Origin of the sequence: Imperialibacter roseus (genome assembly GCF_032999765.1) — a bacterium.
Classification (GTDB): domain Bacteria; phylum Bacteroidota; class Bacteroidia; order Cytophagales; family Cyclobacteriaceae; genus Imperialibacter; species Imperialibacter roseus.
The window spans coordinates 699,395-714,072 of sequence record NZ_CP136051.1; the positions used below are offsets into that span (position 1 = coordinate 699,395).

The following is a 14,678-nucleotide window of genomic DNA, read 5'->3' on the forward strand; positions in this document are numbered from 1 at the left end:
CTTCGCCTCTGTCCTCCTTTCAGTCATGGTGTGTTTGACTTGGCGTGCTCTTCCATCTGTCATGGTAATTTCTGAGATGACCAGCGAGTAAACAAGATTCGAATTCTTATTTTAGCTCCATCAAAAACTCAATACCATGTTAAAAAGCTTACTCTTTTGCGGCCTTGCTGCTGTTTCGCTGACGCTAAACGCCCAAACCACCGATCTCCCGTACTATCAAATACCAGCCTACCCCGCTTCCTATGGGCCTGGCACCGTGGCCGCTCGTATGGTCGACGGCCTGGGCTTTCGCTACTACTGGGCTACCGAAGGGCTGCGCCCCGAAGACCTTGCCTGGAGCCCCGGCGACGAGGCTCGTAGCAGTATGGCTACTGTCAAGCATATTCATGGCCTCAGTCAGGTAATTGTGAATGCCACCCGCAAGCAACCCAATGTGGGTGGCGATCCTGCGCCGGAAACCTTCGGGGCCCTGCGCAAGGCTACGCTGCTCAATATACAAGAGGCCAGCCAAAAGCTACTCACCGCCAGCGCCGCTGATCTGGAGAGCTTCCAGATGATATTCGGTAGTGGCGACAAAGCGCAGGTGTATCCGTTTTGGAACGTGATCAACGGCCCTATTGCCGATGCCTTGTGGCACGTAGGTCAGGTGGTTACTTTCCGCCGCTCGTCAGGCAACCCTCTGCCCAAAGGGGTAGGCGTGCTGGAAGGGAAGAAGTTTGACTAAAGAGGTTACTCTCTACTCCCCTGCAGATGTAACCTCTTTAGTTTTTGACCTATCGTCTTGGAAGATTAAAGAGGTTACTACTTTCTTTAGGGCAGAGTAACCTCTTTAACTTGATGCTATTTACCAAAGAGGTTATTCTCTACTTCACTGCAGTTGCAACCTCTTTAGTTTTTAACCTATTGTCTTGGAAGATTAAAGAGGTTACTACTTTCTTTGGGGCAGAGTAACCTCTTTAACTTGATGCTATTTACCAAAGAGGTTACTCTCTACTCCCCTGCAGATGTAACCTCTTTAGTTTTTAACCTATTGTCTTGGAAGATTAAAGAGGTTACTACTTTCTTCTTGGCTAGAGTAACCTCTTTAATTTGAAGTAGATTAACCTTTTTACTCTGACACCCCCAACCCCAGCTGCACAATAGGTTTCGCCGCTTTGTGGTGTTCTTCGTCGAGCTCGTCTACTATTTCTATGTCGGCAATGCGGTGGATTTTGGTTTCCTCACCCAGCAGGCACGTTACCAGGTGGTTGACAGCAGCGTAGAGAGTATTGTCGTCGAGGTGTGGGCAGTTGCCTGCCTCTATGAGCAGGGTGTGCTGCCTGCCGGTAGCAGGTATCAGCACATAGTGCCAAGAATTGGCATCCACGGGCTGTTGGTTCATTTCCTCGTCATACACTGTGAAAGTAAAGTCTTGTTTTTTTGGTTGGTGTGCTGGGTAAAACTCCCAGTCGGTGAGCTCGGGCGCCTGCTCCACAATGGCTTTGGTTTGCTCCAGCAGGTCGGGGTCGCCGTTAGGGGAGATGGTCAGGCTCCAGGGACGGTGCATGCCCTTCTCAATATCCCAGGTGAAGGTGCCAATGGCCAGAATGTGCTGGTCGAGGGAGCTGACGACATATTCCCGATCAGGGTGGGAGGGGTCGAGCAGCACGGTGCGGATGCGGCCAAGGTTGTCTTCAAACCAGGACCAGAAAGCGAAGATGTTGTTGTTGGAGGACATGGGCTAGGGGTTGAAGGTCCGAGTATTTGAAGAATTGAGGATGCGAAAGTACGGATTTGGAGGTTACGGATTGAGGGTATTTGAAATTTCTGATTAGAAATTCCTTTAAGCCTTTCGGGTGTCTGACGATTGCCGACGCAGAAAGCCATCGCTATCGTACCGACGCCTACTCCGGCCTGCTACCGACTCTGGACTTCTTCGGTCTCCCGTCTTCCAACTTCCGTCTCCCATCTTCTGAGCCTCTGGCGCAAGAGGGCTACTGTTGCTGCTGAATCTGTTGGTACCTTTGGAAAGAATTAACATCCGGAGTTGACGTTGCTTTGGCGATCTCCTCTAAAGCCAAATCCTGGTTTACTTTTGGTCCTCCCTCATATTCGACCGACACTGCTACTTCAAGGGTATGGTCAGCTGCACCTTTATAGGTGCCTTTTACTGGTGAGCAATCCACGAAGCTGCGGCCTATAGCCAGGCGCACGTGCAAATCATGGACCAGGCAGTTATTGGTAGGGTCGATGCCCACCCAGCCATGGTCGGGGATGTAGGCTTCCACCCAGGCATGGGTAGCACCCTCGCCCCGCATGCCATTTTTGTTTGGACACACATAGCCACTCACGTAGCGGGCCGGAATAAAAAGTTGGCGCAACATCACAAGCAGCATGTGCGCAAAATCCTGGCAAACACCCGACTTCAGTGTCCAGATTTCATCGAGGGTAGTTTCCACAGTTGTTACTCCTTTGATATAGGCGAAGTGGTTAAACACATACTCGCTAAGGTTAAGTGCGGCCTGAAGGGGCGTGGCGTTTTGTTTCTTGATAGACTCAATCAGTGTCATTACTTCAGGAATCGCCTGGAAGTTTTCCTGCCTGAGAAAATCGATGTAAGGCACCTGGTTGGATATGTTGTAAAGGTGCTTCCACTGCTCATCGGCGGGGCTTTCGTCGGCAACTTCCGGCGCTTTCTTTGTCTCAACCTCCAAAATCGAGTCGATCAGAAGCTGAAAGTGAGGGTCGGCAAATGCAAAAGAGCCCACATTGTTGCCATAATAGTCTTTGTGCACATACACATCCGGGTTACCGGTAATGATCACTTGATGCTGGAGAACCTCCTGATGATCGTCCTGGATGGGATAGAGCATGATTTCGTTGGCACTGTTCGTCGCCGAGGTGGTGTAGGTATATTTGGTTAGGTGGCGGATGTTGAACTTGGGCATAAAGTAATTACTAATTTGAAATTCGGATTTGATAATTATGGATTGGAAGTTACGAATTTGGTAGGAAAGACGAGTTGAGTATTTGAGGAATCGAATATTTGAGAGCCCTGAGGCAGGAGTCTGGGCCAAGAATCGGTTTCTTAACCACCTAGGCGTCTGACGACCCCCACGCTATGGGCCTGCTGGTCGTGCCGACGCCTTTTTGTTCCGGTTCCGCAGATTGTCGGGAAGGCTTTCTACTGTCTTCCGTCTTCTCCCTGCCGTCTTCTGTCTCCTCCCTTCCGTCTCCCTCTAACTATACGCAAAACAATACTGGTTCAACTTGCTGCTGATGTCCGACAAGTCCTTTTTGATATCTGCCAGGTATGTATGCAGCCCCATTTCCTCGATATCGTTGAGCGTAGAGTAGCGAACCTTGCTGCGCAGTTTACCTATTTCGAAATTGAGCTCATCGAAGCTTGTTTTGTCGAGGTAGGCACTGAGCTGCTCGAAGTTGCGATGCAGGTGATCAAGCGAGTAGATCACAGACCTTGGAAAATGTGTATTCAGAACAATTTGATGAACCACATTGCGAGCCTCAAATCCTGACTGATAATTTTTCAGGTAAAGCTTATAACCCGACACCGACATCAGCAGGTACTTCCAGTAGAGCGTGTCGTATGCTTGCATGTCTTCTGCAGACATGCTGCCAAGCTTCACATCAAGAATATCGATAGACTGCAGCGCCCTTTCCAAAAACTTGCCCAGCGACATGAAACAGTAACCGCTGCCTCTCGACATGGTAATGTCCACAGTGCCATAATACACCAGGCATTGCTTCACCATCACGTCAATCACCGAAATAGCGTCACCCTGTGCCAGGCTGTTGATGTGACGTTCGTCCCTGATAAGGTGGTAGAAGTCGTTGAGGCATTGCCACACTTCTATAGTGACATTGTCCTGCACAGACCGGGCATTTTCCCGGGCGTGGATCACTATGTTTTGTACCGAGTTATCATTTTCCTTGTCAAGAATCATGTAACGCAGCACCTCGCTGCTTTCATTGTCTAGTTCAATAATGGCGGGGCCATCCAGATAGGTAAATACCTTCAGCACCGGCTGCCAGCTAAAGTCGCTCAGGTTGTCCTGCGACGAATTGTAATTCACCTTGAGCATGCGAAGGATGCCGTCGGAACGCTCCATGTAACGTGCCATCCAGAAAAGTGAGTCTGCTACTCTGCTAAGCATATATTTGTCTTCTAAAGTCGTTTACCAATTTTACTATTAAGCCAATACCCAGGTGTCTTTGCTGCCACCACCCTGCGAGGAGTTCACCACCATGGAACCCTCTTTTAAAGCCACTCTGGTGAGGCCTCCTGGCACAATTTCGATGCCATCAGGGCCGTACAATGCAAACGGGCGTAAATCTACCCGCCTGGGCGTTAACTTGCCATTGATGTAGCATGGAGATGTGGACAGACTAATGATAGGCTGAGAGATAAACTGTCTTGGGTCTTTCAAAACCGCTTTTTTATAGTCTTCAATTTCCTTTTCTGTAGCGGAATTACCCATCAACATATCGTAGCCACCTGAACCATTGGTCTTTTTGATTACCATAGAGGTGATGTTGTTGAAAACATGCTCCAGTTGTTCAGGATCTGCGCAGTGATAGGTCGGTACGTTGCTGAGAATGGGCTCCTCGTTAAGGTAGTACTTGATCATGTCAGGCACAAAGGTGTAAATGGCTTTGTCGTCGGCTACGCCGTTGCCTACTGCGTTCACAATGGCCACATTACCTTTTCTGTAGGCCGACATAATGCCCGCCACACCCAGCACACTTTCCTTGTTGAAAACAAGTGGGTCAAGAAAATCATCATCCACCCTGCGGTAAATAACGTCTACCTGCTGCAGGCCATAGGTTGTTTTCATGAACACTTTATGGTTTTCTACCACAAGGTCACGCCCCTCCACCAACTCAATGCCCATGAGGCGGGCCAGTGTCGTATGCTCAAAGTAGGCAGAGTTGAACATGCCGGGTGTAAGCAATACTACTGTGGGGTTAGCCACCTGCCTGGGTGAGAGCGACTTGAGGTTTTTATGTAGCAATGTGGGATACTGCGTCACTGACCTCACAGCGTTGCGGCGCAGCACATCCGGGAAGATCCGCTTGGTAATCTCCCTGTTTTCGATCATGTACGACACGCCGGACGGTGTGCGCAAATTATCTTCCAGCACGTAGAAAGTACCGTCGCCGCCACGGATAATGTCAATGCCTGATATATGGACATAGATATCGTGTGGCACTTTCAGTCCATGCATTTCACGAATAAAATGTGGACAGGAATAAATAATGTCGGTGGGCACTATGCCGTCCTTCAGAATGAACTGATGAGAATAGATGTCTTTCAGGAACAGGTTGAGTGCTTTGAGCCGCTGCCTGATGCCCCTCTCTACAAAATCCCACTCGTCAGCCGTGATGATCCTTGGGATGATGTCGAAAGGAAAGATTTTTTCTATGCCTTCGCCGCTGGAATACACCGTGAAAGTGATGCCCTGGCTCATAAAGAGACGCTTGGATAGCTCCTCCTTCATGGTGAGGTCTTCGGGACTGTTGCTCTTAAGAAAATTGAAAATTCCCTGATAGGCTGTTCTTACCTCCTTGCCCTGGTACATTTCATCAAAAGTACCCTCACCGATGAGGTAAGACTCGAAAATGTTGGTGTGTTGCATGAAGCCTTTGCTTAATTTTAGTCGATACCTTTCTTTAAAACATTTGTGAAGCAGCCATTGTTCGGGTCAATCCCTTCTATTGACTTTGCAATGAATCACCCGGCAATAATACTTCCCGACCAGAAGGCATGAAGGAAGGCTTGCCTGAGTCTGCAGGTCAACCCGTTTCGGGTGCTCGCAAATGGGCTTTATATAATCAATCAGGGTGTGTGTTAAATATCTCGCAATAAATTATGACTTCATTTGAATTAAATCTAATGAATATCAAAATTTATTAGAAAAGAGTCCGGATTGTGATTGTCTTTCCAATAAAAGGAGGCCGTTGAGAGCGATTTGATATGCAAGCGACGGCAATCTCCCTTAATATAGTCAATAGTTAAGATTAATAAAAAAGAATGATGGTAGTGTTAGGTTGTAAGATCACCACTCTTAAGCCCGGCGAAACTGGTGAGGATTTACTCCGTCTCTGGTTTTCTACTTTTACCTATAGGTAATTTAGACCGGTTCAAAACTCAGGATATTGTTGGGTACTTTCTTGTTCTATTTACAGTGGAATGGCTATATTGAAAGCTTTTCCCGGAAAGGAAATACTGTTACTTAAACTACATTGATACCATGCAGGATAAGAATAGCACCCATCAATACGATGCCATTGTTGTGGGGTCGGGCATAAGCGGCGGCTGGGCCGCCAAAGAGCTTTGTGAAAAAGGATTGAAAACGCTGGTGCTCGAAAGGGGGCGGTCGGTGAAGCATGGTGAATACCCAACGGCCCACCTTGATCCGTGGGACATGCCCAATAATGGCGCACTCACCTATGAAGAGCAGCAGGAGCGGCCCGTACAAAGCCGCACCGGATGGATAGGACAGGATACCAAGCACTTTTTTGTCAACGATAAGGAGAACCCTTATGACGAGGTGAAGCGCTTTGACTGGATCCGAAGCTACCAGACTGGTGGCCGTTCGCTTACCTGGGGCAGGCAAACATATCGCCTGAGTGATCTCGACTTTGAAGCCAACGCCAAAGAAGGTATAGGAGTGGATTGGCCCATTCGGTACAAAGACCTTTCGCCCTGGTATGACTACGTTGAAAAGTATGTGGGCATCAGTGGAGAAGCCATGGGCCTGCCACACTTACCCGACGGGCAGTTCTTGCCAGGGATGGAGCTCAACTGCGTGGAGCAACACACAAAAGAGCAAATAGAAAAGAACTTTAAGCACCGCTACCTTACCATTGGCAGGGTCACTAACCTGACCCAGCAGCACAATGGCCGGGGGCCTTGTCAGTACCGCAATAGGTGCTCACGTGGCTGCCCTTTTGCGGGCTACTTTAGTAGTGTGTCTTCTACCCTGCCAGATGCTGAAAAAACCGGTAACCTCACGCTGGTGTCTAATGCAATTGTCCATTCAGTTATTTATGATGATAAAACCGGCAAAGCCAGCGGTGTGCAGGTGATTGATGCCGAAACCAAGGCAACGACAGAATACTTCGCAAAGATTGTTTTCCTGAACGCTTCGGCCATGGGGTCAACCTTCATCCTGATGAACTCTATCAGCGAACGGTTCCCAACAGGCCTGGGAAATGACTCCGATCAGCTGGGCCGCAATTTGATGGATCACCACTACCGGGTAGGCGCCATTGGCGACTTTGACGGGTTTGCTGATAAGTACTATGAAGGCCGCAGACCCAACGGCATTTACATTCCTCGCTTCAGGAATATCAATGAAGAAACCAAAAGGACAGACTATGTGAGAGGCTTTGGCTACCAGGGGGGTGCCGAAAGGGCGGGGGCAGGCCGGGGAGGTAGTGTGCCTGGTTTTGGAGCTGATTTCAAGGATGGACTGATGGAGCCAGGGCCATGGCAAATGGCGTTGGTGGGCTTCGGTGAATGCCTGCCTCATCAGGACAACCGCATGTGGCTCAATTTTGATAAAAAGGATCCGTACGGTTTACCCACCCTCACTGTCGACGCTGAGTTCAGGGAAAATGAAATGGCCATGAGGAAGGACATGGCTGATGCCGCTGCGGAGATGCTCGAAGCCAGTGGTTACAAAAAGGTGGAGACCTATGATTCGCCAGCAGCCATAGGGTTGGGCATACATGAGATGGGCACCGCCAGGATGGGCACCGACCCCAAAACCTCGGTGCTGAATAAATGGAACCAGGTGCATGGAGCGCCCAACGTATTTGTGACGGACGGGGCGGCTATGACCTCATCGGCGTGTCAGAATCCTTCGCTTACTTATATGGCCCTCACGGCCAGGGCTGCCAACTATGCTGCCGAACAACTAAAGAAGAAAAACCTCTAAGCCATGGATAGAAGAGAAGTAATCAAAAGAATGGCCCTTAGCATGGGGTATACCCTTTCAGCACCAGCCATTGTGTCAATTCTCAACAGTTGCGAAAGTGCGCCCGAGTTGGGGTGGCAGCCTTTGGTATTCACTCCCTCGCAGGCCGTAGCACTGGAGGAACTGACCGAGGCTATTCTTCCTAAAACCACTACCCCTGGTGCCAAAGACATGAAGGTAGCGCAGACGATGGATGCCTTTATTTCGGTGGTGTTTTCTCCGGCAAACGCAGAGCAGTTCAAAACCGACCTCGATAACTTCCTGAAAGAATGTGAAAGTACCCAGGGCAAGGCGTTTGAAAAATGCAGTGCTGAAGAAAAGGCGGCTTTTCTCAGCAAGTATGACACTCCTGAGTCCTACGGAATATCTGTGTGGGGCACCGACATGGCCAAAAAGCCGGTTAACTCGATTTTCAAGAAAGTGAAGGCAATGACGGTTTCCAGCTATTTCAACACCGAGGAGCTGGGAGAGCGCATATTGCGGTACGAATCGATTCCCGGGAGGTACAATAGCTGCGTGCCCTACGAGAAGGGTACAAAGGTGTGGTCGTTGTAGTTGTGTGAAGATAGTTCACTTAAGACCCTGGACTTTTTCCGGCGTACGAGTATAGCTCCTCACAGGCTCTGACAGAAATCCAATAGCTTGTGAAGACCAGCTTCGCTTTTGAAGTCGATAGACTCCGCCTTGATAAAATCACGGATGGTATTTTTGTGGCGGGGCAGTATCCGGTAGATGTATTTTCCGCTGGCTGGGAATACTCTATGGTTGCGGTCGATTAAGAAGAATGCCACCTTCTTTTCCACAATGATGTTGCTCCGGGCAAACTGGTCTTCCAACACTCTGTCGGTGTCGTTTCCTACTCTCCTTAGTACGATGTTGGTTGTGGAGGGATCTACGAAATTGGAGTATCCATCAAAGGTGCCCTCATCGACCGGAATTAAATGAACGAAGTCTTTTCTGGCAAGCTTTGGGAATAGTGAGTCGTTCTGTACTTCTACAAGGCCATATTTATAGTCGTTAAGAATGACCGTATCTCCAAAGTCATATTTTTGAACCAGATAGTCGTTTTTCAAAAAAGTGGTATCTTTTTTTACGCTGATCAACACCATTTTTTGATATAGCAGACTGTAGTTGGCCATGGCGAGTGAGGTGTTGCCATCCACGTAGAAAATGGAGCATTTGCGGAAAGCCGGAAACAGATAAAGCTCATGAAATGGTACTATACTTTCCACCTTGACACCTGCGGGGACACGGTAGGGCCAATTCGACTGGCCCACGATCTCTCCTTGAAAAAGAAAAAATAGCGATGTAACTATCAAAGCCTTCATATCAGGTCGTTTTTCCAAGTACCTGTGAAACTCACGCATTTAACAACTCAACGGCTGTTTGGGTTGGTGGCAGGAGCTTTTATCAAGGTATGAATTTAGGCAGAGGAGTTCAAGATAGTCGGCTTGTATTAATGTGCAGTGCCTGCCTGTTGACAATTAGCGATCAATATTGTGGGCCTGACAGACGCATTCGGCAGCAGCAAAGCAATCCTTTGGAATAATGCTAAGTGGAGGTTTTGGAGGCGAACCCAGTGCACTAGTCAGTTTTGGAGTTATTTATGTTACTGAAGGGAGTCCTCCTCCTCGAAGAGGTTTCCGGTTTTGTTAACGATTTCATGAATAATAACATCTAGTTGCTCGATGGTTTGCTGCATGTTCTGAAAAACTTGTCGGTTTTCTTCAAGCGAGTTTTGATCCCAGTCAATCAGCATCATGAGCCCTTTAATAGAGGCAACTGGCCCCCGTACCTTGTGCGATTGTATCCAGGCTATTTCTTTCAACGCTTCATTTTGGCGCTTAAGCCGTTCCTCAGTTTCCTTAAATGCGGTAACGTCCTTTGCCGTGACCAAAATGCTGGTGTCGAGGTCATCACTCCCCGAAAGGAGCGAAAAGGAGACTGCGTGTGTAACCGCAACGTTACCCGATGTGAGGAAATTTAGTTCCAAATTCACCGAGATGTTATTTTCCTTCAAATCTTTTTCAATCCGATCCAGGCTGTTCTGATAGTTGGGGCCGAGTAGCTTGCTGAATGGCTGGTCAACAAGCTGGTCTTTCGTATATCCAAGAGAGCTTAATACCTGGTGATTGGCTGTCTCAATAGTGAAGTCTTTCTTTAAAATGATCAACAGGTCGATAACGCCCCTGTAGATGTTTTGGAGGTAGTTTCTGGATACTGTAGATGCCTTAATTTCTTCTCCCAGCATGTTGATGCCGCCTATGAGGCCATCAAGCTCGTTGTTTTCGGCTGAGCGCTGAAGTCGGAAGTTGTAATTGCCGTTGGCAATTTCGAATATCATGGACTGGATTTCTTCAATCCGATTGTAGATATCTGCTGGTAAGGTTGATTTAAGTGACATGCTCTAAGGTAAAATATGTCCAATAAATTGGACATAAACAGGTTAGGTTAATAGTGGTTCTACTTATAAGGTTATTGAATGCTAACGTATATTATGCAATTTCTTTTCATATTTCAACTTTTGAAGCCAAATTGTACAGGAGATGCAACTAAATGACGGAATCGGCTCAGTTATTTAAATTATATTTTTCGAAGAATTAGTTGTTTGATTCTTTGGCTGGGTTGCTGTGTGACCTGAGTAAGAAATGACTGATAAAAGCTACCGAAAGGCGCATCTATCGGATGGGTTATCGCCATATTTGCTTTCTTTTTGAAATATCCGTTTGGTGAATTGATAAAATCTAAATTTTAGAAAATGAAAAGGTTAGGTATTCTATCGGTCTTTTTGCTGCTTCTCTGGTCGTGTGGCACGCCGAAAATAGCTAAGGTTGAAAGGCAATGGTACAAGGGAAATTTACACACCCATAGCTATTGGAGTGATGGTGACGAATTTCCTGAAATGATCATGGGCTGGTACAAGGACCACGGCTATGACTTTATCGGACTTTCTGACCACAATACATTGGCCGCTGGTGAAAAGTGGAAACTTGTACCGAAGGGAGGGGTGTATAAAGATGCTTTTTACACTTATCTTAAAAAATATGGGGAGGACTGGGTAGAGTATAAGGAGGACACAGGCCGGGTAAGTGTGAAGCTGAAAACTTTTCAGGAATACGTGCCACTTTTTGCAGAAAAGGACAAATTCCTCATCATACAGTCAGAGGAAATTACGAACAGTTTCGAGGGGAAACCTCTGCACCTGAACGTTACCAATGTTAAAAAGTTGATTGGGGAACAGGAAGGGAGTAGTGTGTCGGATGTGCTGCAAAAAAGCATTGACGCAGTAACGGCACAACGACGGGCCACGGGTCAACCAATGATCATTCACATCAACCATCCCAATTTCTATTTTGCTATTACGGTCGACGACATGATCTCGCTTAACGGTGAGAGATTCTTCGAGGTGTTCAATGGCCACCCCATGGTTAACAACTACGGCGATTCCACCCATATTGGCATGGAGGAGATGTGGGACCGCATCAATATTGCCTACCTGGCCGCCGGTAAGCCCCTGATGTATGGCGTGGCAACCGACGACAGCCACAATTACCATATGTTTGGCGATGCCTATAGCAACAGCGGCCGGGGCTGGGTGATGGTGCAAGCCGACTCGCTCCGACCTGCGTCTTTGATTGAAGCCATGGAAGCAGGCGACTTTTATGGGTCGACCGGGGTGACGTTGAGCAGGATTAGCCGGGAGGGGAACAAACTCAGAGTGGAGGTGGCAGCGGAAGAGGGTGTTGCTTATACCATACAATTCATTGGGGTGAAGAAAGGCGAGGAGATGTCTTCGGTGTTGATGGAGAAAAAAGGAATAGCCGATGAATTTGCGCTAACCGAAGATATTGTGTTTGTCAGGGCTAAAGTAGTATCCGACAAGTATAAAGAAAATCCTTTCAAAGAGGGTGATTTTGAGGCAGCCTGGACGCAGCCGATGGTTTATCAGTAAGACTGGCCCTTTTGAACTTGCTGCTCTTTGATCTATCTTTCAAAGGATTAAAATCAATAGCATCGGATGGCTTTTCGGGTTACACTATTTCTGCTGGCATGTATTGGCATAGCTGGTCAGCTGCTGGGGCAAGAATCATGGACAAAACGTCTACCCGGAATCGGGACTTTTTCATCGCCCAGAGTAGCTGACCTCAATGGAGATGGCATCAAGGATATTATTCTCGGAGCAGGCAGGGAGGAATTCAAAGCCTGCGATTCGGCCGTTTTTGCGCTGGACGGGCGAACCGGCGACATGCTTTGGAATGTGTCGGCTATTGATCAGGTGTTTGGCTCGGCCAGCCTGAAAGACATCACGGGCGATGGTGTGATGGATGTGTTCATCAATGGGAGGTCAGCGGAGTTGCAGGCTGTAAATGGTAAAACTGGTGAAGTGATCTGGCGTTTCAACGACCCCGACCTGGCCAAAGAGCGGAAGCAAAAGCAGTGGTTCAACTTTTACAACCCACAGTTTGTGCCAGATCAAAACGGAGATGGTGTGGAGGATATATTGATTTCCAACGGCGGAGATGTGATGGCAGAGCCCTACGACCCAAACAGACCAGCGGGGCATTTGGTAGTGCTCAACACGCTCACTGGCGAAGTGCTGGGAAAGGCTAGAATGCCCGACGGCAAGGAAATATACATGTCGGTGGCTACTTTGCCGATCGACGGAAGCCAGGACAGGGAAATTATTTTTGGAACAGGGGGCGAAACCATTGGGGGTAACTTGTGGCTGGGTACCCTCTCACAGGTGATGAAAGGTGATTTAGCTGACGCCATCAAATTGGATAGCAGTGCAAACAAGGGGTTTATTGCTCCGGCGGCCTGGGTGGATGTGAATGACGACGGTAGTCCGGATATTGTTGCCAATGCTGTGGATGGAAGATTTCTGGCATTCGACGGAAAAACGCATCAGAAGATCTGGCAGGTGCAAATGGACAATAGCGAAGCTTATAGCTCGATTTCCGTTGGGTATTTTAATGCCGATAAGACCCCCGACTTTTTCATGTCTTTTGCTCAGGGCTCCTGGCCCAATCTTGACTGGACCAAGCAATTCATGGTGAATGGCGCAAATGGAGCGGTTGAGTTTCTGGACTCCCTTGGGCTTTACCAAACTACCACGCCTGTAATTGCCGATTTTACCCTCGATGGTGTTGACGATGCTCTCGTTATAGTCAACTATCAGGCAGAAAGCCTGGAGAATGGTTTGATGAAGAAGTACTTCTACAATATGCTGGCGGTGATTGATTTCACGACGGGTGAAGTCATTGATCTCGATGTTCATACCGACGGACACAATCTTTCGTCAACCCCCTGGGTGGGCGATTTGGATGGCGATGGCAATATTGACATTGTTTACTGCCATGCTACAAACACGGAACACACCTACACCTTCGATGGGATGGAAGTTATCCGACTGACTACCACACTGCCTGTTAACAAGGAGATTAAATGGGGTGCCTATATGGGCAGCGGGTATGACGGCGTGTTTAAAAAGTGATGCAATTATCAGTTTAGCGAGTCCCACCATCTTTCCATCGGGAAGTCTGGCTGGCCTACTATCAGTCTTTCACCAATTTTTGGCGTGGCGATAGGCATCCCCAATACAGCAGCCTCTTTTGTTACCCGGTCGATAGGGTCTTTCCATGCATGAAGCGCCAGCACAAATGCCCCCCAGTGGATGGGCATCATAACTTTTGCATTTAAGTCAATGGCACCCTGGGCAGTCTCTTCAGGCAGCATGTGAATATTGTGCCAGCGCAGGTCGTACTGTCCGCACTCCATAAGAGCCGCATCAAACGGGCCGTATTTTTGACCAATTTCTTTAAAATGTGGGCCATAACCGCTATCGCCACTGAAGTAGATGTTGGCGTATGTTCCTTTGATTACCCATGAGCCCCACAGGGTTGAAAAACGATTGGTAATGCCCCTGCCGGAGAAATGCCTTGCCGGTGTGCAGACAATTTGAAGGTTCTCGTGCGTTGTCTCCTCCCACCAATTCATCTCGTGTATTTTGTCTTCGGCTACCCCCCAGGCGACCAGATGAGCACCAACACCCAACGGTACGTAAAAGTCTTTTACTTTGTCTTTTAATCGCATCACCGATTCGTAATCGAGGTGGTCGTAGTGGTCATGGGAAAAGAAGACAGCATCGATAGCCGGAAGCTGTTCGATTTCTATGGGTAGCCCCTCGGTAAACCGATGCGAGCCCAACCATGAAACAGGGGAAGGGCTGTCGCCGAACATCGGGTCGAGCAATATGTTTTTGCCTTCCATTTCTAAAAGAAAAGCTGAGTGACCAAACCAGGTGAGTCTGGTAAGCGTGTCGGGTCGGTTCACGATGCTGAGGGAGTCGACTTTGAGCACTGGTAGCAAGTTTTCCGGTGCAAGGTTAGGCACGCCAACAACGTAGTCCCGTAGCAGGGTTTTGATGGTCGGCCAGTCCATTTCCATGGAAGTGGGGGTGTTGTTAACGAACAAACCCTTTTCAAAATGCCCCGACTTTTCGTAAGAAGCGACTTGGGCCTCCGTTGGAGAGCCGCCAAACTGGGGGCTAAGGCTGGTGAAAAGGAAGCCCCCAACAAACACCAGCAAAAGAATAGCAGCCAGCGTCAGGCCTGTGTATTTCAGTATTGAAAGGAAACGTCGCATGTAGTTCATAAAAAAGCCTGATTGACGTGGCTCAATCAGGCTTCAAATTAA

General features: G+C 48.2%; 12 protein-coding genes. 5 read left to right on the forward strand and 7 right to left on the reverse strand.

Annotated features, from left to right (window positions below):
- Positions 1–136 precede the first annotated feature (136 nt).
- Positions 137–724: a DinB family protein gene (locus RT717_RS02965; RefSeq protein ID WP_317490254.1), complete on the forward strand. Its 588-nt coding sequence runs from the start codon at positions 137–139 to the stop codon at positions 722–724.
- Between the two features lie 384 nt (positions 725–1,108).
- On the opposite strand, the gene RT717_RS02970 is transcribed toward RT717_RS02965, so the two are convergent.
- The 4 genes from RT717_RS02970 to RT717_RS02985 all read right to left on the reverse strand — a co-directional run bounded on the left by RT717_RS02970 (position 1,109) and on the right by RT717_RS02985 (position 5,636).
- On the reverse strand, positions 1,109–1,717 hold the full coding sequence (locus tag RT717_RS02970) for a hypothetical protein (RefSeq protein ID WP_317490255.1): 609 nt from the start codon (positions 1,715–1,717) through the stop codon (positions 1,109–1,111).
- A 256-nt stretch (positions 1,718–1,973) separates the two neighbouring features.
- On the reverse strand, positions 1,974–2,927 hold the full coding sequence (locus RT717_RS02975; RefSeq protein ID WP_317490256.1) for a transglutaminase family protein: 954 nt from the start codon (positions 2,925–2,927) through the stop codon (positions 1,974–1,976).
- Positions 2,928–3,218: 291 nt separating this feature from the next.
- Positions 3,219–4,154, reverse strand: a complete 936-nt coding sequence (locus RT717_RS02980; RefSeq protein ID WP_317490257.1) for an alpha-E domain-containing protein — start codon at positions 4,152–4,154, stop codon at positions 3,219–3,221.
- A 36-nt stretch (positions 4,155–4,190) separates the two neighbouring features.
- Positions 4,191–5,636: a circularly permuted type 2 ATP-grasp protein gene (locus RT717_RS02985; RefSeq protein ID WP_317490258.1), complete on the reverse strand. Its 1,446-nt coding sequence runs from the start codon at positions 5,634–5,636 to the stop codon at positions 4,191–4,193.
- Positions 5,637–6,251: 615 nt separating this feature from the next.
- Here RT717_RS02985 and RT717_RS02990 point away from each other — a divergent pair.
- Both RT717_RS02990 and RT717_RS02995 read left to right on the forward strand, forming a co-directional pair.
- Entirely contained in the window at positions 6,252–7,943 is a 1,692-nt protein-coding gene (locus RT717_RS02990) for a GMC family oxidoreductase (RefSeq protein WP_317490259.1), read from the forward strand.
- A 3-nt stretch (positions 7,944–7,946) separates the two neighbouring features.
- Positions 7,947–8,537 (forward strand): gluconate 2-dehydrogenase subunit 3 family protein, encoded by a 591-nt coding sequence (locus tag RT717_RS02995; protein ID WP_317490260.1) that lies wholly within the window; start codon positions 7,947–7,949, stop codon positions 8,535–8,537.
- Between the two features lie 59 nt (positions 8,538–8,596).
- Here RT717_RS02995 and RT717_RS03000 read toward each other — a convergent pair whose 3' ends face one another.
- Together RT717_RS03000 and RT717_RS03005 are read right to left on the reverse strand one after the other, a co-directional pair.
- Entirely contained in the window at positions 8,597–9,310 is a 714-nt protein-coding gene (locus RT717_RS03000) for a hypothetical protein (protein WP_317490261.1), read from the reverse strand.
- 281 nt (positions 9,311–9,591) lie between these two features.
- Positions 9,592–10,386, reverse strand: coding sequence for a PAS domain S-box protein (locus RT717_RS03005; RefSeq protein ID WP_317490262.1), 795 nt, complete (start codon positions 10,384–10,386; stop codon positions 9,592–9,594).
- Positions 10,387–10,740: 354 nt separating this feature from the next.
- Here RT717_RS03005 and RT717_RS03010 point away from each other — a divergent pair, with 354 nt between their 5' ends.
- Together RT717_RS03010 and RT717_RS03015 are read left to right on the forward strand one after the other, a co-directional pair.
- Positions 10,741–11,934, forward strand: coding sequence for a CehA/McbA family metallohydrolase domain-containing protein (locus tag RT717_RS03010; RefSeq protein WP_317490263.1), 1,194 nt, complete (start codon positions 10,741–10,743; stop codon positions 11,932–11,934).
- A gap of 66 nt (positions 11,935–12,000) precedes the next feature.
- Entirely contained in the window at positions 12,001–13,476 is a 1,476-nt protein-coding gene (locus RT717_RS03015; RefSeq protein ID WP_317490264.1) for an outer membrane protein assembly factor BamB family protein, read from the forward strand.
- An 8-nt stretch (positions 13,477–13,484) separates the two neighbouring features.
- Here the strand turns inward: RT717_RS03015 and RT717_RS03020 are convergent, their stop codons facing one another.
- Positions 13,485–14,636: an MBL fold metallo-hydrolase gene (locus RT717_RS03020; RefSeq protein WP_317490265.1), complete on the reverse strand. Its 1,152-nt coding sequence runs from the start codon at positions 14,634–14,636 to the stop codon at positions 13,485–13,487.
- Between the last annotated feature and the right edge of the window lie 42 nt (positions 14,637–14,678).